Genomic DNA, 20,470 nt, shown 5'->3' on the forward strand with positions numbered 1-20,470 from the left:
CATATGGAAAAGAATAGGAAAGGAATACTTATTTTTTCTGAATATAATCGCGGGGAAGGAATTAAAAAAGCTATTGAAAAATCTCGCGAAGATATATTATTCGAATTGCGTGAATCAAAATTAAAAGGTAGAGGTGGAGCTGGTTTTCCAACCGCAACTAAATGGACACTTGTTGCTGCAGCATCCGCAGACCAAAAATATGTTATATGCAATGCAGACGAAGGAGAACCAGGAACATTTAAAGACAGAGTTCTTCTAATGGAGTACCCAGAATTAGTGTTTGATGGAATGGTTATAGCTGGTTATACAATTGGGGCAACAAAAGGAATTGTTTATCTGCGCGGTGAATATGAATATATGCTTAATTCACTTGAAGACTATCTCGAACATATGAGAAAAGATAATTTACTTGGAAAAAATATTCTTGGTAAAGAAGGATTTAATTTTGATATAACAATAAGACTTGGTTCTGGTGCATATGTCTGTGGAGAAGAAACTGCATTAATTGAATCTCTCGAAGGAAATCGAGGAGAAGCACGCAATCGTCCACCTTATCCTGTCAATACAGGATTCATGGGCAAACCAACAGTAGTTAACAATGTTGAAACATTAGCTTCCGTTCCTCATATAGTAATCAAAGGTGGCAGTTGGTTTAGAAAATATGGTACTGATAAATCTACTGGTTCAAAATTATTTTCTGTATCTGGAGATTGTGAAAGACCGGGAGTTTATGAATTACCATGGGGCATAAAAATTTCTGAATTATTAGATATTGTAGGTGCTAAAAATACAAAGGCTGTTCAAGTTGGTGGTGCATCTGGCATATGTATTCCTAAATCCCAATTTGACAGAACTTTAGCTTATGAGGATGCGGCAACTGGAGGCTCAATTATGATATTCAACGAAAGTAGAAACATGCTTCATGTATTAAAAAATTTCATGGAATTTTTTGTAGAAGAATCATGTGGCCAATGCACACCCTGCAGAATAGGAAATGTAAAATTATTAGAAGGTGTAGAGATGATTGAAAAAGGTGAATATACATTTGCTTACATTAATCAACTAAAAGAATTAGGACGAACAATGCAGGTAGCATCAAAATGTGGACTAGGACAGTCAAGCCCAAATTCATTTATTTCTATTTTAGAAAATTTTAAAGAAGAAATTTTTAACGGAAACGGAGGTAAAAATGGAAAGTAAAGGAGATTTCAGAGCACCCGCAAGTCAAACTGCTCATACAGTTGAAATTCCAAAAGATACAAGTACAATTGGTGGAACTGTTACAGTTGAAATCAATGAGAAGAAAGTCTCCGTACCGTTAGGAACTACAATCTTAGAAGCATGCAAAAAAGTTGGAATTTCAATACCTACATTATGCCATCATGAAGATTTGTGCATAGCTGGAGTCTGCAGAATATGCGTTGTTGAGGTTGAGGGAATGAGAACATTACAGGCAAGTTGTTCATTTCCAATTACTTCACCAATAAAGATTAAAACATCTACACCTATGGTAAGAAAGGCAAGACGTCACATTCTTGATTTAATGTTAAGCGAACACTATGGAGAATGCTATTCATGTTTTAGAAATGGTAAATGCGAATTACAAAACCTTGCTAAAGAATACGGCGTGGACACTTATACATTTGGTCATGTTGATAAGCCAAGATACGAAGTAGATAAATCTTCCTATTCTGTAATAAGAGATATGAGTAAATGTATTTTATGTAAAAGATGTGTAAGAACATGTATTGATTTACAGGAAGTTGGTGTTCTTGAAGCTATTGGCAGAGGGGACAATACACATATAGGAACATTTTTAGATAAGCCACTTGCTGATGTAATTTGTATTAATTGTGGGCAATGTATCAATCGTTGTCCAACCGCAGCTTTAAGAGCCAATGACCCATCAGATGAGATTTGGGCAGCAATTGACGACCCAACAAAACACGTAGTTATACAAACCGCTCCATCTCCTCGTGCTGCTATCGGTGAAGAATTTGGTTTACCCGCAGGTACTTCAATGACAAGAGAATTAAATACAGCATTAAGAAGAATTGGTTTTGATAAAGTATTTGATACAAACTTTACTGCTGATTTAACTATAATTGAAGAAGGCACTGAATTAATTCTCCGGCTTTATAGAGCACTTGTTAAAAAGGAACCTGTTGCATTACCACAATTTACATCATGTTCGCCAGGTTGGGTAAAATATCTCGAGCATTTTTATCCTGAATATATTGATAACTTAAGTTCTGCAAAATCACCTCAACAGATGTTTGGAGCTTTAATCAAAACATTCTATGCAAAACAAGCTGGAATAGACCCTGCAAATATTGTTTCTGTTGCTGTGATGCCATGTTCTGCAAAAAAATTCGAGTGCAATAGACCAGAGATGAATTCAAGCGGGTATAAAGATGTAGATTATGGTTTAACTACTCGCGAATTAGCTCGAATGATAAAAGAAGCAGGAATTAATTTGCCAGAAATGCCTAAGAGTGATTTTGACTCTCCATTTGGTGAAGCTTCTGGTGCTGGATTAATTTTTGGGGCAACAGGTGGAGTTATGGAAGCTGCATTAAGAACTGTTGTTGAATTTGTTACAGGAAATAAAACTGAAGATATATTTGATAAAGCTAACATTATACCATTGCGTGGATTTGAAGGAATTAGATATATGGAAATTCCAATTGGAAATAAAGTCGGTCCTGTTCCAGACTTAATTAAACATTTAGTGCCTGATTGGAATTGGTTAAAAGGAGTAACCTTAAAAGTAGCAGTAGCTCATGGTACAGCCAATGCAAAGAAAATAATGGAAGATATTAAAGCTGGTGGTAAATTTTCTGAATGTCACTTTATTGAATTTATGGCTTGTCCAGGTGGATGTCTTGGTGGCGGTGGTCAACCAATTCCAACTAATCCAGAAATTAGAAAGAAACGTGCAGAAGCTATTTATGCAGAAGATGAATCATTAACAATTAGAAAATCCCATGAGAATCCAAATGTAATTAGACTTTATCAAGAATTTCTAACTGAAGGTCCATGCAGTCATTTATCGCATAAACTTTTGCACACTCATTACATAAAACGCGGAAAATATATCGCTTAATCATAAGAGGCTGTCTTTAAGACAGCCTCTTTCGTTTACTTTCATTTAACATATTCTTATTTTTCAACTGAACAACTTATTAAATTTATCATAACATGTTATCACTTCTTCCTGATTGGGCTAAAAATTATGGAGAATTCTGGAGAGCCATCCGTGTTAGAAATTTATGGTTTATTAAATTAAGATATATCGTTGTTGTTTTACTTGTTTTATTTTTAATGGCAGGGCAACTATTATTCAACTTTAATTTAACAAAAACACAATTCATAGCAATTTTATTAATTACATTTACTATTCTTGTTTATAATATAATTATACATGTTTCTAGAAAGTATGTTGGTTGTTCTCCAGATAAATTCAATAGCCTTCATCTTTCTTTAATACAGATGATTTTAGACCTGATAGCATTAATGTTATTAGTATATTATACAGGATTAATTGAATCACCACTTTATATTTTTTTCATTTTCCACATGATAATTGGAAGCCTTATTCTTCCTGGATATATAGTTTATATTATGGCTGGAACAATTAGCTTAATCTTTTCATTGTTGAATGCTTTTGCAAAATTAGGATTTATTGAAATTTACCTAATTAATGGTATATATAATGCGCCAATCTCTCATACATTATTATATGACATACTATCAATAGCATCTTTTACATTAATGCTTTTTGCAAGTGTATATCTTGCAAATAATATTGCAAGACAATTGTATCATAGAGAACAGCTTTTAAGAACCTCACTGCAAAGGATTGATGATGCAGAAAAATCAAAGCAAAAATATATTATTGGAATAGTTCATGAAGTTAAAACGCCTGTAACTGCAATAAAATCTATAATCGACTTGGTTTTACAGCAATATGTTGGACCAATAAGTAAAGAAGTAGAAGCTAAATTAATGCGGGCAAAGATTAGAACAGAAGAAACATTACATTTATTAAACAATGTACTTCGTATTTCCAGACTTAAGTTATTAGATATTCGTTCGGCTGAAGAAATCGATATAAATTTATTTATTAGGAATATACTCGAGAAACAATTAGATAACATAAAATCAAAGAATATTAAACTAAAATTTGAGGATAGAAGATTAGAAAAAAAATTTATTAAATCTGACATGATACTTTTAGAACTCGCTCTGTCAAATATCATTGGAAATTCTATAAAATATGTAAATGAAAATGGGGAAATAGAAGTTATAGTTGAAGATGTAAACGATAAAATTTCTATTGAAGTATGTGATGATGGGATTGGGATACCTAAAGAGGATTTACAAAAAATATTTGAGCAATTCTATAGAGCATCAAATATTGACAAAGCCAAACATGAAGGAAGTGGAATGGGTTTAACAATTACCCGTGAAATTATTGAAAGGTTGGGAGGTGAGATTACTGTGCAAAGTCCATCAAGACTTTCTCATAATAATCATTTAGGGAGTTGCTTTAAAATTTTATTGCCTTATCACTTTAAACCTACTTCATATGACATTTTTGAAGTTAATCCTGAGGATTATTTATCCAGCAAAAGTATTCAGGAGGAAAACATTCCTTAACTTTTTCTATTTTATCTATGCTATCAAAAAATCCAAAAACAGTAGAACCTGTTCCACTCATCGAAGCATATATTGCTCCTTCTGCATATAAAATTTCTTTTATGTTTTTTATCTCCGGATATTTTTGAAAAACTACTTCCTCAAAATCATTAATAATTTTTTCTCTCATTAATGAATAATTGAATTTATTATTCTGAATTATTTCTTTGTAATCATAATACTCATGTTTAGGTTTTATTAACTGATAAATTTCTCTTGTAGGTATAGAAATATTTGGAATAACAATTAAAATGGGCAATGCATTTTCGATTTCTATATGCTCTAAAATTTCCCCTCTTGATTTACCAATTGCAGGAAGTGCTTTTATAAAGAAGGGGACATCTGAACCCAACTCTAATGCTATTGATAAAAGTTGTTCATAGTGTAATTCTAGTTTAAATAATTCATTTAAAGAAATTAATGTTGCAGCAGCATCTGAACTTCCACCTCCAAGGCCGCTACCTGCAGGAATTCTTTTAATCAAATTAATTTTTACATTGAAATTTTTATTGAAAATTCTTTCAAGCATTCTTTTGGACTTAATAATAAGATTATCTTCATCATTTTCTGTTACTTTTAAATTGCTATTAAATTCAAAATTATCTGATATTTCAAAAGTTATAGTGTCATATAAGTCTTTGATTGGATAGAACAATGTGTAAATATTATGATATCCATCAGTTCTTTTTTCTAAAACTCTTAATCCAATATTAATTTTTGCGGGCGCTTTAATTTCAATAAATTTCATTTAACAATTCCTTTATAGCTTTAGTATGTTCGGGATTAGAACCACAGCACGAACCAATAAAAATTGGATTAAATGGAAGTAATTGTTTTGTGATTTTAGCATAATGCTTTGGAGTAATGCCACAAGTTATAAATTCATCTGAATAATTTCCTGCACCACAATTAAAATAAAAACCCCATCTTTCTGGTAAAGAATATTTTTCGATATACTTAAAGAATGTTTCTGGTTTTACACAATTAAATCCTACTGCTATTGCATCATGAGAATTAATATAATTTACAACATCTACTAAATTTTCACCACTTAGAATTTTTAGATTGTCATCAAAAAATAAGCTTACAATAAATGGAATATTATTATCTGAACAATATTTACAAATTATTTCTATCTCATCCATATGGCTTTGTGTTTCATTCCAAATTATATCAACAGAATTATCCCAGAGAATTTTAATATGAGTTTTATGATTGTACTCTAATTCACTTTTTGATATAGTTCGTTCTTTTTGATAACAATCTTCTGCAGGGGCATTAGAACCTGCTATAATTATTTTTTTATAATTCCTTGCATCTTTAGCTAATTGAATGGCAGATTTTACAAATTCATATATATCAATATTTTCATTGGATTTTTTTACAGATATTGGATTAGTCCTAAATGTATTTGTTGTTATTATATCTGCACCGCTGTTTATGTATTCTAAATGAATTGATTTAACTGTACCTGGATTTTCAAGATTCGATAATGAAGTCCATAACACCGGGTGATTTTTAATACCTTTCTCGATAAGCAGGCTTCCCATAGCACCGTCAAGTATCAATGGTCTTTTTAACTGATTGTATAAATCAATTAAATTAATTTTTTCTTTCATTCTTTCTATTGTCAAAATATTTTATTGTTTCTTGAATTATTTTTTCTAAATCAATCATTTGAATACATTCAAGATTATATGGGCATTCTTTTTTCCAGCATGGTGCACAAAATAAACCTTCAGGATATAATTTTACACCTCTATCATAAAGGTCAATTTCATTCCAGCAACTTAATCCAAACCAGGCAATAACATACTTTTTTAATGCAATGGCAAGATGCATTCCGAATGAATCACCTGTAATAACAACATGAGGTATACTTTCATAACATGCTCCTTTTCTTATTCCTTCAGTAGTGGGTGTATTTATCACCTGGTTTTTAAATAACTCGCTTATAATTTTATTTCTTTCTGTATCTTCTGGTCCACCGAGTAACATAATTTTGAATCGATTATAAGAAAGGAATTTTTCAATTAATATTATATGCTGTTCAATTGTCATTTTTTTATTTGGGTATAATTGGGAGCAGCCTGTATTGAACCCAATAATTTCATCATTATCAGTAATTCCAATAATTTTTTTGTATGATTCAATAAATTCTTTTTCATCATCTGTAAATTCAAAAATGTATTCATCTCTTTTGTATTCTAAATTAAAAGTTTCTGCAAGTATTTCCTGCCCAGTTTTTTTGTTGATTTTGAACTTAAGATTATCATCAAGTCCCAATTTATAATTATATATGGCTCCATTATTTAATGGTATTATTTGAAAATTATTATTAAGGCCAAAACCAAGTTTTTCCTTTGCTTTAAGTGAATTAACAATAGCACCAGCTTTAACTGATTTATCTGAATTCATTATAATATCAAATTCAACAGCACTCAAAATGTTCATATTTTCAAAATCATAAACAAATAATTTGTCAATGAAAGGATTGTTTTTAAGAATATCAGCAGAATTTTTAAGAGTTAACCAGTAAATTGTTGATTCAGGATATTTCCTTTTTATTGCAGGAAGCTGTGCAGTAGTCATCAATACACTTCCCATTGCTTCTAAAGCTATAATTAAAATCTTTAAACCAATTTTTTTTTGTTCTTTACAACCATTTTCTAAACAATTATAATTAGGAAAGCAAGGTTTATAGCCTGAAAAATTTTTGCAATCGGGGATATTTAATTTTTCCATAATAACTTCTCTAAGAATGGTTTTAATTTATTTATAGTATCTTCTAATTTTACATTTTTTAGTGTGGGTTGCTCCGTAATTATACACTCAAATTCTGTATTATATGGGTTCCATATCATATCATTTGTATTATATTTAACATATAAACCAAATACTGGAACATTAAATGCTGAAGCAATATGGACAATTGATGTATCAGGTGTTATTAATAAATTCAATTTGCTTATCATTGCTGAAAATTTTTCAAATGATTTATCATAAAATACTGGTATTAGGTTTTCGGATATTTCCTCTGCTTTGTGTATATCTTGTGGAGAACATAAAATTATAATTTTAGTATTTGGGTATCTCTTAATTTCTTTGATTAATCCCTTGTAATTTTCTATTCCCCAGAATCTTGCTTCGCTTCCTGCAGATATGTTAATCCCAATTTTATAATATTCTTCTAATTTATTGTTTGTTAAATAGTTATTAATATTTTTTAAACAATTTTCTTCTATTTTATAATATACTTTTATTTCTTCCTTGTTATAGGTAATATTAAAAATTTTTGCAAACTGCATTATTCGTTCAATTATATGTGTTTTTGATGAATCAGGCTTTTCTATTAAATAATTGTACAATTTTCTATTAAACTTATTAAATCCAACTTTATATTTTGATTTTGATAATGCTAAAATCAAGCTAACTGTAGTTGATACATCATCATGCAAATCTACAATTAAATCAGGTTTTAACTTATTAATAATATTAATTAATTTGAAAATAGTAACCTTTTTTTTATCATAGGTAATTACATTATTTACAATTTCTGGAGAAAAAATAAAATGGTTATAATTACTTGCCACAACATTGATTTTATATTTTGTTTTATTTCTAAGTAAATATAAAAGAGGTGTAGTAACTAGTGCATCACCGATTCTATTTAATCTTATAAATATAATCACAGAATTTTCATTTAATGTTATATCGCTTACTAAATTTTTTTGTGGAATAAAAAGCAATAATAATTTAAGAAGTAGCTTCCTAATATATATTTCAAAACGCTTCAAATTATTTTGATATCCTATTTTTATTTAATATAATATCAAATTTATTTAATACTATTTCTGCATTTAAATTTGTAAAACATTCATGGTTTTTAGGACAGTTTAGCAAATTGCACATAATACAATCAAGATGATCTAAAATAATAAATTCATGTTTATCCCCAAAAGGACCTTGATGATAAGGATTAGTTGGACCATGTAAACTTATAACAGGGGTGCCAATTGCAGTAGAAATATGCATTGGTCCGCTGTCATTCGCAATAAGAACATCACACTTTTTAATTAATGCTCCCAATTGGTTAATATTACTTTCGGGAGCAATTATTGAGTCTGGGACTAATTCATTTATTAACAAAGCATCATTAAAATCACCTGGACCCCATAAAATCAATATTTCACATTTATATTTATTTTTAAGCGAAACTGCTATTTCAGCAAATTTTTCAGGGTCACACTTTTTAGACTTCCATCCGCCAGAGGGAGATATACCCACAACAAATTTATTGGTAAGATTTTGGGAATTAAAAAAAGTCTCGGCAAATTTTATATCATCATCTGAAATGTAAAAATAAAGATTTTTATATGGTGTATCTATACCAATGTTTTCTAATGTTTTTAGGTGTAAAATTGCTGAATGATATTTCCCACGCTCAGATGGACCGAACAAATTATATGCATATTTCCTTCCACGGTAGGGAAACCCAACTCTAAATTTTGCTTTGCTTAAATATGTAATCAATGCTGTAGATGGATTAGAGAAATAGTCTAGAACTAAATCATATTTCTTACGAAATATTTTATAAATAAGTTTTATTCTTTCTAAAAAAGAATCTTTTGGGAAGGTAATTACTGAATTTACTTGAGGAAGTCCATCAACAACTGGTTTTGAAGATAAGTCTGTTAAATAATCAATTTGTGCATCAGGGAAATATTGTTTAAGATTATCAAGCACAATTGTTGATAAAACAACATCGCCAATTCCTCTTAGTTTAATAATCAAAATACTTTTAATGTTTTTGTCAATCATATTATTATTCAGGAATTAATTCAGCATCTTTAGGAATTTCTGGTTTTACAAGAATGACTTCTTCTTTCAATAATGCAACCTGACCAGGTTCCATCCCTTTTCTTTTAACTACATACTTTTTTAATGTATAACTTACTGGAGCTAATTTTGATGTTTTTGCTTTACTGTAATATGCTGCAATTGAGGCAACTTTTTCTATTATTTTCTTTGGTATGGATTCTTTGCTATTCTCAATTCTTAAAATTGCATGAGACCCTTTAACAGCTCTTGCATGGAACCAGTAATCATTTTGCTTCGCAAATTTCAAGGTAAGTTCATCATTATTATGGCTATCTTTACCAACATAGACATGATATTTTTTATCAATTATAAAATGTCTGAAATTTGGTTTTGAGTTATCGTCATTTTTTTTCGAAAGAATATTTTTAATCTTCAATTCAGCTTTAATATTTATTAATTCATCATCTGTTAAATTATTTTCCAGCATTAATTTTACTTTTTTTAAATGTTCATAACGATTAATTAGCTCATTGTACAAAATTCTTGATTTTTCATATTGTATTTTTTCTGCTCTTGCTTTAGTAAAATATTCATCAATATTTTGATGAGGAGATAATTTTTCATCAAGCGGTATTTCAATTATTTTATTTTCTTCATCAATTAATTCTACTACCTTCATCCCTTTTTTTAATTTATTTATATTTATTAATAATAGATTGCCAATTTTTACATAGTAATTTTCTTTCGATTCGTTTTCAAGTAATACTTTCAAATTGTTTATTTTATTCGAAACTTTTTCCAGTTCATTATCTAAATATTTCTTTATTTCAGAATAAATTAATTTTCGTTTTTTTAATTTATTTGTTTGAACAAAATATTCACCAACTGCTTCAAAATATTTTTTATGATAGCTTAATATAGTATAATTTTCAGGGAGATAGAATTTAGATGGCTCAAATCTAACTTTACCTTCATTTTGAGAAATAGATATTCTAATATCATCATTAAATATCTCTTCCAAAATATCTATTAATTTTATATCCTTACGAATATTGAGCTGAGAGGTTATTGATTTATCGATAAACTTATAAGAATTCAAAATTTCTTCATCAGATTTATTGGTAAAGTCTTTATATAGTTCTTTGTGTGTTTCTATAAAGTAATTAGAAATTAATTCGTCATAAATTTGGCTTTTATTTTCTTCATTTATTTTTTTAAAACTCATAATTTTTTTTTCATTATCAATTAAATAAACATTTGTCATATGGCCTCTAATACAAAAGAAAAGTGAACAGGTGGATAAAGAAAATTTAATGATTCTATCACCAAATGCAATCTCAATTTTTTTTATTTCAGCAGGTAAGTATTCTTCGAAAAAACTTAATACATTCTTTTTAGCCTTGTGATGCTCATGTTTTATCATTAAAAACGGGTATTGTGGATTAACAGAAATTATAAGGTGAAAATTATCATAATTTTTTAGTAGGATATTTATAAATAATTTATCTTTTTCTTGAGTGTATATATCATAAACTTTCTGATTAAGAAGCAAATCTCTTAATTCATATATACTCCTTAACAGGTATAAGTAATTTTTATACATAAATCAAAATTTTCTTTCACTCTCAGTTAATTCAAAAATTTTTTTCAATAAATTAATGTCATTTTCTGTCAAATACACATTTCTTCTTGATGCAACAATTTTAGCTACTTCAATAGCTTTGTCAATTTTATATTCATCAAAATTATTAACTCCGCCCCATGTAAATGATGGTATATATTTGGGCGGAAATCCATGACCAAATATATTGCATGATATGCCAACTACAGTTCCAGTATTAAATACAGTTCCAATTGCTGTTTTTGAATAATCACCCATAAATAATCCAATAAATCTATTACCTGTTTTAATTTTTTCATTATTAACAAAAACATCTACAATCCCATAATCATTTTTAAGGTCACTATTTGTGGTGCCAGCACCAAGATTTACCCAGCTACCAATATAAGAATGGCCAATAAAACCTTCATGTTGCTTATTTGAGAAAGAATGAAATATTGAATTTTCTATTTCCCCGCCAATCTTGCATACTTCACCTATTGTAGTATTATGATATATCGATGTATGAGCTTTTATTAAAGAATTTTTCCCAATAAAAGCAGGACCTTTTATTGTTGTATGTGACATAATATGAACATTTTCATCAATAAAAATTGGTCCTTCAGAAGCATCCAATAAAACAAAAGGTTCTATTTTAGTTCCTTTGCAAATTACTATGTTTTTTTTGTTAATTGTTTCTACTGATTTATAATTTACTTTTGATTTTTTTTCTCTATAATTTTTTATAATTAATTTATAATCATTTACGATTTCTTCACAATTATAATTAACTAAATCCCAGAGATAATTAATTAATTTTGCATTTGTATTTTCTTTTGATAAATTATTAATATCAAAAGATAAAGAGCCGTCATCATTAAATTTCACATAATTAAAATTATTGCCCTTAATTTTAACAGCAACAATCTGGTTGTCGTTTGATAAAATAATTCCTTCTTTTAGATTTTTTATTTTGTCTGCTACTTCTTTATTTATTAACAAACGACCATTAACAAAAAGAATAGAGTTCCCTTTAAAATCATTAACTAATGACTTTTGATATTTTTCTTTAATTGTATTTTCTAAGTATGGCCGGCAATGAAAAATTATTTTGCTGTCCAGAAAAAATAGTTCAAGTTTTTGTTTTAATGTTAATATTCCACATTTTAGTTCATAAACGGGTCTTAAAAATGTTAATGGTAATAAATTTTTAAATCCAGTATCTTCATAAATCATTACAACAGATTTCATGTAGAACCTTTATTATTTTATAATTAAACTAACTAAAATTTTTTTTAATGCAAAAATATTCATAATAAAGTTTATTATTTTTACAATTACAAAATCAAAGAATTACTATGAGTATCATTTCAAAAAAATTTTTAACTAAAGTTGCTATATATGGAATATCTTTTATTGTTACAATTATCATTATAGATTCGATAGTACTTCCTTATTATGTAAGCAGCAACGAATTAAAAGTTCCAAATGTCATTGGTAAACACAAAGATGAAGCAATAAGAATTCTAAGAGAATTAAATCTGAATCCAATTATTAATACTTCACGCTACGATGAAAAATATGATAAAGATTATGTTATATTTCAGAAACCACTACCAAATACTTATGTGAAAGAAAATCGAAAAATATATTTAACAATTAGTGGGGGATTACAAACAGTTAAAATGCCATATTTGATTAATAAGTCCGTGAGGGATGCTCAAATAATACTTCAAAAACTTGGCTTGACGATAGATTCATTAGAACAGATAACTTCAGATTTTTCTCCAAATACAATAGCTGAACAACAATATCCTGAAGGAAAAGATTTGCCTGTTGGTACCAAAGTTAGATTAAAAGTAAGCATAGGGCCTCAATTAGGAAAAATTAAAGTTCCAAATTTAATTGGTAAATCACTAATAGAAGCAGAAAAAATATTGCGAAATTATTCTTTAACTATTGGATTAAAAACTTATATATATTCAAAATCTCTTTTGCCAAATACAATTGTTGACCAGCAGCCCAGTGAAAATACTCTTGTTAATGCTGGTGATAGTATCAATGTAGTAATTACACTTAATAAGTGAGTTCATATGGTTACAAAAAAATTATTAGCACCATCAATACTTTCAGCTGATTTCTCAAATTTATCACAGCAAATAAGATTAGTTGAAATCGGCGGAGCAGATTTAATTCACTGTGATATAATGGACGGAAGATTCGTCCCAAATTTAACATTTGGACCTATGGTCATTTCGTCAATTCGAAATATTACCAATTTACCTATTGATGCTCATCTAATGGTAGAAAATCCTGAAAACTTAATTGATAGTTTTATTGAAGCTGGAGTAAATTATTTAACTGTTCATCAAGAAGCAGTGGTTCATTTACATCGAACTGTAGATTACATAAAAAGTAAAGGTGTTAAAGCAGGAGTTTCAATTAATCCAGCTACACCTATTCATTTCTTAAATGAAATTTTAGAATTTGTTGATTTAGTTCTCATTATGTCTGTTAATCCGGGTTTTGGTGGACAAAAATTTATTCACAGCAGTCTGCGTAAAATCAAAGAACTCTCTAAAATAAGAGAAGAGATGGGTTACAATTTCTTGATTGAAGTAGATGGAGGTTTAACAAAAGACAATATTAAAGATGTTTCAAATGCAGGGTGTAATATATTTGTTGTTGGTTGGTCAATATTTGGAAACGATAATAAAACTGCTGCAACTACAGAGTTTAAAAATCTAATTAATAACAACAACTAACAATCAGGGATAAACACTTTGACTAACAATCTGATTATTCAACTTATTAATATTAATTATCCCGAAGTATTTAAAAGATATAGCATAAAATACAATATCTATCGTGAATTGTATGAAAAAGATTTATATGGATTAGAAATTCGTAATCTTGATACCAAATTAGGTCAAAGAATAAAAAAAATAATTTTAGCCAATAAAGAAATTTGCTACCTTGTTGATAATAAAAACCAATCCATTGATTTATTAGCATTAGGAACATTCTCGGTTTTTAAAGAATTAGCAAAAGAAATAATTGCAATTGGAAATGAAGATATTGGTTTTAAGGTTAATAAAGTTATTCAAAACATTATTGATTATGATAATAAGTCCATACAAATTGGTAATAAAATATTTGATATGGACAAAGCACACATAGTAGGCATATTAAATGTCACACCTGATTCATTTTCAGATGGTGGAAAATTTTTTGAGAAAAATGCTGCTGTTGAACATGCACTAAAACTTATTGAAGAGGGAGCAGAAATAATTGATATCGGCGGTGAATCAAGCCGTCCAGGAGCTAAACCTATTGAAGAAGAAGAAGAAATACGAAGAGTAATTCCGGTTGCCGAAGAAATTTTGAAATTAAAACCGGATGCTATTTTATCAATTGACACAACAAAAAGTAGAGTAGCTGAGATTGCTTTATCTTTAGGTGTAAAAATAGTAAACGACATAAGCTCGTTCAGTTTTGATTATAGAATCTTAGATATAGCAAAAAAATATAATGCTTCATATGTTCTTATGCATATGAAAGGAAGTCCTGAAACAATGCAAAATAATCCTTACTATGAAGATGTAGTTTCTGAGTTATATGATTTTTTCATAGAAAAAACATTGGAAGTACAAAAATATAATTTGAAAAATATATTTATTGATCCAGGAATTGGATTTGGAAAAAGAGTAATGGATAATTATGAATTAATAAAAAGATTGAACGAGTTCAAAGGTTTAGGATTCCCAATTTATATAGGTGTTTCAAGAAAATCCTTTTTGGGGAAAGCACTAAATTTAACAATCGATGAAAGAGAAGACGCCACTTTAGTTGCAGAAACTATTGCAATAAAAAATGGGGCAAGATTTATCAGGACCCATAATGTCAAAAAAACAAAATACGCTTCGCTTATAAATTTATTCATAGAAAAACCAGAATTACTACAAAATGTTTGAAATCATAAAAATTGGATTTATTACAATAAATTTTACTGATGTTTTGGATATTGCATTAGTATCTTTCATATTTTATAAATTATACAGCACCATTAAAGGAACTATTGCTGCTCAAATTTTTTATGGCTTGTTAATAGTTTTATTTTTATCATTTATTGCTCAGGTAGCAAATTTTAAAGCAACCGGCTGGTTATTGAAATTAATTTCTGATATCTGGGTAATTGCTTTTATTATTTTATTTCAGCCAGAAATTAGAAGATTACTGGTTCTTGTTGGGAGAAGTCCACTTTTACGATTTTTTATCAAAACAGACCAGCATAATATTGCTGAGATTATTGCTGATACAGCTTTTGAATTAGCACAGCATCAACATGGTGCTTTAATTGTAATAGTAAAATCTGTAGGAATCAGAGGTATTGTTGAAACTGGAGAAATAATTAATTCACGAGTAACAAAAAATCTTCTTCGTTCAATATTTTATCCACGTTCACCTTTGCATGATGGAGCTGTAATAATTAATAATGGAATTATTGAAGCTGCAAGGTGTACTTTACCACTTTCAAGTGTTACACAAATAGATGGAATACCTTTAGGCATGAGACACCGAGCGGGATTAGGGATTTCTGAGCAAGCTGATGTAATATGTGTAATTGTATCTGAAGAATCCGCAAGTATTTCAATTGCAGAGAATGGTAATTTAATAAGAGGTTTATCAAAAGAATCATTGAAAAATTATTTATTGAAAAATCTAAGTTCTCGTAAAACAAAACGTACTGAAAAAAATTCAAACAATTAATTTATATTTGATGAATAATTTTTAAACAAAATAAAAGGAGAGTGACATGAAATTAAAATATTTTTCACACTCTGCTTTTCAGTTTACTTCTAACAGCGGAAAAAAAATTTTAGTTGACCCATTTTTTGATGGCAATCCAACTTCACCAGTTAAATCTGATGAAGTATCTGCAGATTATATAATCCTGACTCATGGACATGGAGACCATCTTGGCGATGCTTTCAAAATTGCAAAGAGATGTAATTCAATGTTCATTTGTGTTAATGAATTAGCTAATTATTGCATCAGTAAAGGTTTTAATGCTCATAATATGCATATTGGGGGTTCATATAATTTTGAATTTGGCAGAGTGAAATTTACAATTGCTCATCATGGCTCTATGACACCTGATAATTATTATGCCGGAGAACCTTCTGGAGTAATTCTTTCTATTGATGGCATAAATGTTTATCATACAGGAGATACAGGTTTATTTTATGACATGAAATTAATCGGCGAAATGACACCATTAGATTATATGCTTCTTCCAATTGGAGATAATTTTACAATGGGCATTACTGATGCACTAAAAGCTGTTGAATTGGCTAATCCCAAAATAGCAATACCAATGCACTATAATACTTTCCCTGTAATAAAAGCAGACCCTTACGAGTTTAAAAATCAAGTTGAACAAATGGGAAAGAAATGTATTGTGCTTGAATATGGTCAAGAAATAGAACTCTAATTCAAATAAATTATGGCTAAAAAAATTGTTATAGCAAATCAAAAAGGTGGGGTTGGAAAAACCACCACTGCAATTAATCTTTCTGCGTCTATTGCAGCTGCTGAATTTAAAACTCTTTTAATTGACATTGACCCTCAGGCGAATTCTACTTCAGGAATTGGCACTAACAAACCTGAAAAAACTATTTATGAAGTTCTTGTAGGTATTAATAAAATTGAAGAGAGCATCTTAAATACTTATATGCCATTTCTGGATATTCTTCCATCTACAATTAACTTAGTTGGTGCAGAAGTAGAATTAGTCTCACTAGAAGGAAGAGAATTTTTACTTAAAAATGCTGTTGCATCAATTGATGATAAATACGATTTTATATTTATAGATTGTCCACCTTCACTTGGTTTACTTACTCTGAATGCACTTGTATGTGCTGATTCGGTATTAATTCCTGTTCAATGTGAATATTTTGCTCTGGAAGGTTTGGGACAACTTCTTAACACAATCAATATTGTTAGAAAAAACTTTAATGAGAATTTGACAATTGAAGGTGTTCTCCTTACAATGTTCGATAAGAGATTGCGTCTATCGCTACAAGTTGTTGAGGAAGTTAGAAAATACTTTGGCACAAAAGTGTATAATACAATAATTCATCGTAATGTTCGTTTATCCGAATCGCCGAGCTATGCGAAACCAGTAATTTTATATGATGCAAGTTCTGTCGGAGCGCAAAACTATATTTCTCTTGCTTCCGAAATTTTAGAAAGAAATAATTTACAAATTCGAAAAGAGAGGGAAGGAGAAAAATGAAATCAGCTCTGGGAAGAGGATTGGATGCATTAATTAATCCACAATTAAAAGATAAAATTGATGCTCCTGTTGCAATTTCAAGTAAAGAATTACCTAAAGACGACGGAAAATCTTTCGACATCCTTACAAAAATTCCAGTTAATCAAATTAGTCCAAATCCTTATCAACCTCGAACTGTATTTGAACCTGAAGCACTTGAAGAATTGAAAAAATCAATTCTTGAAAATGGTTTAATTCAACCTATAACTGTTCGAAGGGTTGACAAAGAAAAATATGAATTGATATCAGGAGAAAGAAGACTCAGGGCTTGCAAAGAAATTGGAATTAAAGAAATTCCTGCTTATATCATCAAGGTTGATACTAAAGAAGCTATGCTCGCTTTGTCTTTGATTGAAAATATTCAAAGAGAAAAATTAAATCCTATTGAAGTTGCAAATGCATATAAAAGATTAATGGATGAATGTAATTTATCACAGGAAGAAATTGCTAAAAGAGTAGGTAAAGATCGTACTACAATTACAAATTTTATTCGATTGCTTAAGCTTCCTGAACCAATTCAAAAAAGCTTGATTGAAAATAAAATTACAACTGGACATGCAAGAGCATTAATTAATTTGCCAAGCGAAGCAGTTCAACTGGAAATTCATGAAAAAATTATTAAGAAAAGTCTCTCCGTTAGAAAAGTTGAAGAACTAGTAAGAAAATATTTAGAATCAAGAAATGGGCAGAATAAAAAGAAATCCTTAAGTCTTCGTGTTGACTTAGCTAATGCATCTCAAAGAAACCTTGAAGAAAAGTTGCAAAGTATTCTTGGAACAAAAGTTCATTGTAAAATCAATAATTCTGGTGCTGGACAAATTGTTATTGAATTTTATTCTCAAGATGAATTGGAAAGATTATTAGAACTTTTTGAAATTATCAATGCGAATATTCATTAATATTTTTCTAATTTTGACAACTTCAGTATCTATTAATTTTGCTCAAGCAGATACTATTAAAAATGTTACTTCTCAAATAGATACAAATAAATTCGTAATGAAAAAATCTCCAGTTGGTGCTGTTATAAGAAGTGCAATACTTCCAGGATTAGGACAATTTTATAATGAATCATACTGGAAAATTCCAATTATCTGGGGCGCTTTAGGTTATTTAAGTTACAACTGGATAAATCAGAATGATGAATTTAAAAATTATCGTGATTTATATTCTCAAAGTATTTCTTCATCAAATCCAGAAGGAAACTTAAGATTCAGAAATTTACGCGAATTTTATAGAGACCAACGCGATTTAACTGCAGTATTTATTGGACTTGCTTATTTACTAAACATAATTGATGCTTATGTTGATGCTCATCTTTTTGATTTTGATGTATCTCCATCACCTTTGGAAAAGAATATTAATTTTTCACTGAGGATAAGATTTTGAAAAATATTACAGTATGTAAAAATTGCGGAAGTGAAAATCCATTCTATTCATTAATTTGTTCGAATTGCAAAGCTTACCTAAGAACAAGAATCCCAAATATTGATTTGTGGTTTACAATTGGAAAAGTCATCGAATCACCAATTGAAGCTATTAAAAATATTATTTATGCTGAACATAAAAATTTTACAATATTTTTATTAATACTTTCTGCAATCAAAATAGCTATCAATTCTCTCATTATTAATAATGCCATTAAATTAAAAAGCATTCAGAATGAAAATATATTAAATGCAATTTTATTTACTGGTGTATTCTTTATCATCACATTTACTGTAGCAATATTTTTTATTTATTTAATTAATAATTTATTTCATATAAAGAATAGAATTAAAGATAACTTTTCGATTTACACATACTCCTTAATACCAATAATATTTGCATTAATAATTCTTACTCCTGTTGAATATGCTTTATTTGGACATTACTGGTTTACTTTTAACCCATCTCCATTTATTATAAAAACAACAGAAAGTTACATATTAATTATCATTGAAGTTATTTTTTTATTATGGAGCTTAATCTTGTTTATTATATCTACTTATGTTCAATCAAAAAATATAATTTATTCGTTTATAACAGGAATTATACTTTTTATTTTAATATTTATTAGCCCTTTTATTTTTCTTTATTACTTTGTTTAATTTCTTTAATGTAATCTATAATAATTCCATATCTTAAACCTTTATTGCTTACAGTAATTTTATTTAGTTCTAATATTTCCATAAATGACATTAAAATCAAAGTTCCTGTAAATAAAACATCTTCACGTCCTTCGACAACCTGACCAAATTGATTTCTGATTTGTTCTGCTGTCATATTTGAAAGTTTTAAAGCTATTTCGTTAATATCTTCAAAGGTTATTAGAGAATTATCAACTAAATTCTCATCATACACTTTTATATTTTGTTTTATGCAGGATAGGGTAGTGGGAGTTCCAGCAACAGCAATTGTAAATGTTCTGCAAGGAATAAAATTAGTAAGTTCATTAAAAATTTTTCTTAAATCTTTTTTAATATTCTCAATTTCGTCGAAATTCGGTAAATGATTTTTAAAATATTTTTCTGTAAAAGATACAACTCCAACAGGAAAGCTATTTTTATAAATAATTTTTTCTTCTGATCCATAAACTATCTCAGTACTGCCTCCACCAATATCGATTACAACTTTTTCATGGTTAGTGAAATTATATGTGGCTCCCAAAAATGAAAGTCTTGCTTCTTCATGTCCATCAATAATTTTCAAATCCCAATTAAATTTTTTCTTAATCATATTTGAAATTTCTTTTGCATTAGAAGCAATACGCAAAGCATTTGTAGCAATTAGAAAAATTTTCTCACATCCATAATTTTCAGTAATAATTTTATATTCAGAAAGAACATTCATCAGTTCAAAAATTTTATCTTCACTAATTCTACTCCCTAAAATTAAACCTTTTGAAATTCTCGGTGCTCGATAATAATTTTTAACAGTTTCAATAAAATTATTATTATCGAAAATTCGGGCTATAAGTAATAAAACTGTATTTGAACCTATATCAATCGAAGCAACAATCATAATTTTTTTTT

At 28.7% G+C, this 20,470-nt stretch carries 20 protein-coding genes; 12 read left to right on the top strand and 8 right to left on the bottom strand.

Annotated features, from left to right (window positions below; all coding sequences use genetic code 11):
- The first annotated feature begins 3 nt into the window (after positions 1 to 3).
- The 3 genes from VJY32_RS00820 (at position 4) to VJY32_RS00830 (ending at position 4,662) form a co-directional block, all read left to right on the top strand.
- A complete protein-coding gene (locus tag VJY32_RS00820; RefSeq protein ID WP_353675974.1) occupies positions 4 to 1,200 on the top strand; it encodes a complex I 51 kDa subunit family protein in 1,197 nt (398 codons plus the stop codon).
- Complete coding sequence (locus VJY32_RS00825) at positions 1,190 to 3,106, top strand: NADH-dependent [FeFe] hydrogenase, group A6 (protein WP_353675975.1); 1,917 nt, start codon at positions 1,190 to 1,192, stop codon at positions 3,104 to 3,106. The genes VJY32_RS00820 and VJY32_RS00825 overlap by 11 nt, the downstream gene beginning before the upstream one ends.
- 95 nt (positions 3,107 to 3,201) lie before the next feature.
- The gene (locus VJY32_RS00830; protein WP_353675976.1) at positions 3,202 to 4,662 is read left to right on the top strand and encodes a sensor histidine kinase; all 1,461 of its coding nucleotides are present in this window, start codon (positions 3,202 to 3,204) and stop codon (positions 4,660 to 4,662) included.
- Here the strand turns inward: VJY32_RS00830 and ispE are convergent.
- The 7 genes from ispE to VJY32_RS00865 form a co-directional block, all read right to left on the bottom strand.
- On the bottom strand, positions 4,607 to 5,449 hold the full coding sequence (ispE, locus tag VJY32_RS00835; protein ID WP_353675977.1) for a 4-(cytidine 5'-diphospho)-2-C-methyl-D-erythritol kinase: 843 nt from the start codon (positions 5,447 to 5,449) through the stop codon (positions 4,607 to 4,609). The two genes, VJY32_RS00830 and ispE, sit on opposite strands and share 56 nt — an antisense overlap.
- A complete protein-coding gene (locus tag VJY32_RS00840; RefSeq protein ID WP_353675978.1) occupies positions 5,436 to 6,320 on the bottom strand; it encodes a homocysteine S-methyltransferase family protein in 885 nt (294 codons plus the stop codon). The genes ispE and VJY32_RS00840 overlap by 14 nt, the downstream gene beginning before the upstream one ends.
- Positions 6,304 to 7,446 carry a glycosyltransferase family 9 protein gene (locus VJY32_RS00845; protein WP_353675979.1) on the bottom strand — a complete coding sequence of 381 codons (1,143 nt, stop codon included), beginning with the start codon at positions 7,444 to 7,446 and terminating at the stop codon, positions 6,304 to 6,306. Before VJY32_RS00845 ends, VJY32_RS00840 begins: the two co-directional genes overlap by 17 nt.
- Complete coding sequence (locus VJY32_RS00850) at positions 7,434 to 8,393, bottom strand: glycosyltransferase family 9 protein (protein ID WP_353675980.1); 960 nt, start codon at positions 8,391 to 8,393, stop codon at positions 7,434 to 7,436. Before VJY32_RS00850 ends, VJY32_RS00845 begins: the two co-directional genes overlap by 13 nt.
- A gap of 106 nt (positions 8,394 to 8,499) precedes the next feature.
- Entirely contained in the window at positions 8,500 to 9,522 is a 1,023-nt protein-coding gene (locus VJY32_RS00855) for a glycosyltransferase family 9 protein (protein WP_353675981.1), read from the bottom strand.
- A gap of 4 nt (positions 9,523 to 9,526) precedes the next feature.
- Positions 9,527 to 11,125, bottom strand: a complete 1,599-nt coding sequence (locus VJY32_RS00860) for an NFACT RNA binding domain-containing protein (RefSeq protein ID WP_353675982.1) — start codon at positions 11,123 to 11,125, stop codon at positions 9,527 to 9,529.
- 3 nt (positions 11,126 to 11,128) lie between these two features.
- Entirely contained in the window at positions 11,129 to 12,373 is a 1,245-nt protein-coding gene (locus VJY32_RS00865; protein ID WP_353675983.1) for a GlmU family protein, read from the bottom strand.
- A 107-nt stretch (positions 12,374 to 12,480) separates the two neighbouring features.
- Here VJY32_RS00865 and VJY32_RS00870 point away from each other — a divergent pair, with 107 nt between their 5' ends.
- From VJY32_RS00870 to VJY32_RS00910, 9 genes are read left to right on the top strand one after another with little or no spacing between them, the layout of a single operon-like run.
- Positions 12,481 to 13,209 carry a PASTA domain-containing protein gene (locus VJY32_RS00870; protein WP_353675984.1) on the top strand — a complete coding sequence of 243 codons (729 nt, stop codon included), beginning with the start codon at positions 12,481 to 12,483 and terminating at the stop codon, positions 13,207 to 13,209.
- Between the two features lie 6 nt (positions 13,210 to 13,215).
- Positions 13,216 to 13,887 carry a ribulose-phosphate 3-epimerase gene (rpe, locus tag VJY32_RS00875; RefSeq protein WP_353675985.1) on the top strand — a complete coding sequence of 224 codons (672 nt, stop codon included), beginning with the start codon at positions 13,216 to 13,218 and terminating at the stop codon, positions 13,885 to 13,887.
- Between the two features lie 18 nt (positions 13,888 to 13,905).
- Positions 13,906 to 15,096, top strand: coding sequence for a dihydropteroate synthase (gene folP, locus VJY32_RS00880; RefSeq protein WP_353675986.1), 1,191 nt, complete (start codon positions 13,906 to 13,908; stop codon positions 15,094 to 15,096).
- Positions 15,089 to 15,892 carry a diadenylate cyclase CdaA gene (gene cdaA, locus VJY32_RS00885; protein ID WP_353675987.1) on the top strand — a complete coding sequence of 268 codons (804 nt, stop codon included), beginning with the start codon at positions 15,089 to 15,091 and terminating at the stop codon, positions 15,890 to 15,892. The genes folP and cdaA overlap by 8 nt, the downstream gene beginning before the upstream one ends.
- A gap of 46 nt (positions 15,893 to 15,938) precedes the next feature.
- Positions 15,939 to 16,616, top strand: a complete 678-nt coding sequence (locus VJY32_RS00890) for a metal-dependent hydrolase (RefSeq protein ID WP_353675988.1) — start codon at positions 15,939 to 15,941, stop codon at positions 16,614 to 16,616.
- 12 nt (positions 16,617 to 16,628) lie between these two features.
- Positions 16,629 to 17,420 (top strand): ParA family protein, encoded by a 792-nt coding sequence (locus tag VJY32_RS00895; RefSeq protein ID WP_353675989.1) that lies wholly within the window; start codon positions 16,629 to 16,631, stop codon positions 17,418 to 17,420.
- Positions 17,417 to 18,358, top strand: coding sequence for a ParB/RepB/Spo0J family partition protein (locus tag VJY32_RS00900; RefSeq protein ID WP_353675990.1), 942 nt, complete (start codon positions 17,417 to 17,419; stop codon positions 18,356 to 18,358). Before VJY32_RS00895 ends, VJY32_RS00900 begins: the two co-directional genes overlap by 4 nt.
- Positions 18,342 to 18,845, top strand: coding sequence for a DUF5683 domain-containing protein (locus VJY32_RS00905; RefSeq protein ID WP_353675991.1), 504 nt, complete (start codon positions 18,342 to 18,344; stop codon positions 18,843 to 18,845). Before VJY32_RS00900 ends, VJY32_RS00905 begins: the two co-directional genes overlap by 17 nt.
- A complete protein-coding gene (locus tag VJY32_RS00910; protein WP_353675992.1) occupies positions 18,842 to 19,546 on the top strand; it encodes a hypothetical protein in 705 nt (234 codons plus the stop codon). The genes VJY32_RS00905 and VJY32_RS00910 overlap by 4 nt, the downstream gene beginning before the upstream one ends.
- Here the strand turns inward: VJY32_RS00910 and VJY32_RS00915 are convergent.
- Positions 19,521 to 20,459 carry a Ppx/GppA phosphatase family protein gene (locus VJY32_RS00915; protein WP_353675993.1) on the bottom strand — a complete coding sequence of 313 codons (939 nt, stop codon included), beginning with the start codon at positions 20,457 to 20,459 and terminating at the stop codon, positions 19,521 to 19,523. The two genes, VJY32_RS00910 and VJY32_RS00915, sit on opposite strands and share 26 nt — an antisense overlap.
- Positions 20,460 to 20,470: the final 11 nt, after the last annotated feature.

The sequence above is a fragment of the Rosettibacter primus genome (assembly GCF_036860675.1).
Lineage (GTDB): Bacteria > Bacteroidota > Ignavibacteria > Ignavibacteriales > Melioribacteraceae > Rosettibacter > Rosettibacter primus.

Coding starts and splice junctions, on each gene's coding strand:
- VJY32_RS00820 (WP_353675974.1), top strand. CDS start 4: ATGGAAAAGAATAGGAAAGGAATACTTATTTTTTCTGAATATAATCGC.
- VJY32_RS00825 (WP_353675975.1), top strand. CDS start 1,190: ATGGAAAGTAAAGGAGATTTCAGAGCACCCGCAAGTCAAACTGCTCAT.
- VJY32_RS00830 (WP_353675976.1), top strand. CDS start 3,202: ATGTTATCACTTCTTCCTGATTGGGCTAAAAATTATGGAGAATTCTGG.
- ispE (WP_353675977.1), bottom strand. CDS start 5,449: ATGAAATTTATTGAAATTAAAGCGCCCGCAAAAATTAATATTGGATTA.
- VJY32_RS00840 (WP_353675978.1), bottom strand. CDS start 6,320: ATGAAAGAAAAAATTAATTTAATTGATTTATACAATCAGTTAAAAAGA.
- VJY32_RS00845 (WP_353675979.1), bottom strand. CDS start 7,446: ATGGAAAAATTAAATATCCCCGATTGCAAAAATTTTTCAGGCTATAAA.
- VJY32_RS00855 (WP_353675981.1), bottom strand. CDS start 9,522: ATGATTGACAAAAACATTAAAAGTATTTTGATTATTAAACTAAGAGGA.
- VJY32_RS00860 (WP_353675982.1), bottom strand. CDS start 11,125: ATGTATAAAAATTACTTATACCTGTTAAGGAGTATATATGAATTAAGA.
- VJY32_RS00865 (WP_353675983.1), bottom strand. CDS start 12,373: ATGAAATCTGTTGTAATGATTTATGAAGATACTGGATTTAAAAATTTA.
- VJY32_RS00870 (WP_353675984.1), top strand. CDS start 12,481: ATGAGTATCATTTCAAAAAAATTTTTAACTAAAGTTGCTATATATGGA.
- rpe (WP_353675985.1), top strand. CDS start 13,216: ATGGTTACAAAAAAATTATTAGCACCATCAATACTTTCAGCTGATTTC.
- cdaA (WP_353675987.1), top strand. CDS start 15,089: ATGTTTGAAATCATAAAAATTGGATTTATTACAATAAATTTTACTGAT.
- VJY32_RS00890 (WP_353675988.1), top strand. CDS start 15,939: ATGAAATTAAAATATTTTTCACACTCTGCTTTTCAGTTTACTTCTAAC.
- VJY32_RS00895 (WP_353675989.1), top strand. CDS start 16,629: ATGGCTAAAAAAATTGTTATAGCAAATCAAAAAGGTGGGGTTGGAAAA.
- VJY32_RS00900 (WP_353675990.1), top strand. CDS start 17,417: ATGAAATCAGCTCTGGGAAGAGGATTGGATGCATTAATTAATCCACAA.
- VJY32_RS00905 (WP_353675991.1), top strand. CDS start 18,342: ATGCGAATATTCATTAATATTTTTCTAATTTTGACAACTTCAGTATCT.
- VJY32_RS00915 (WP_353675993.1), bottom strand. CDS start 20,459: ATGATTGTTGCTTCGATTGATATAGGTTCAAATACAGTTTTATTACTT.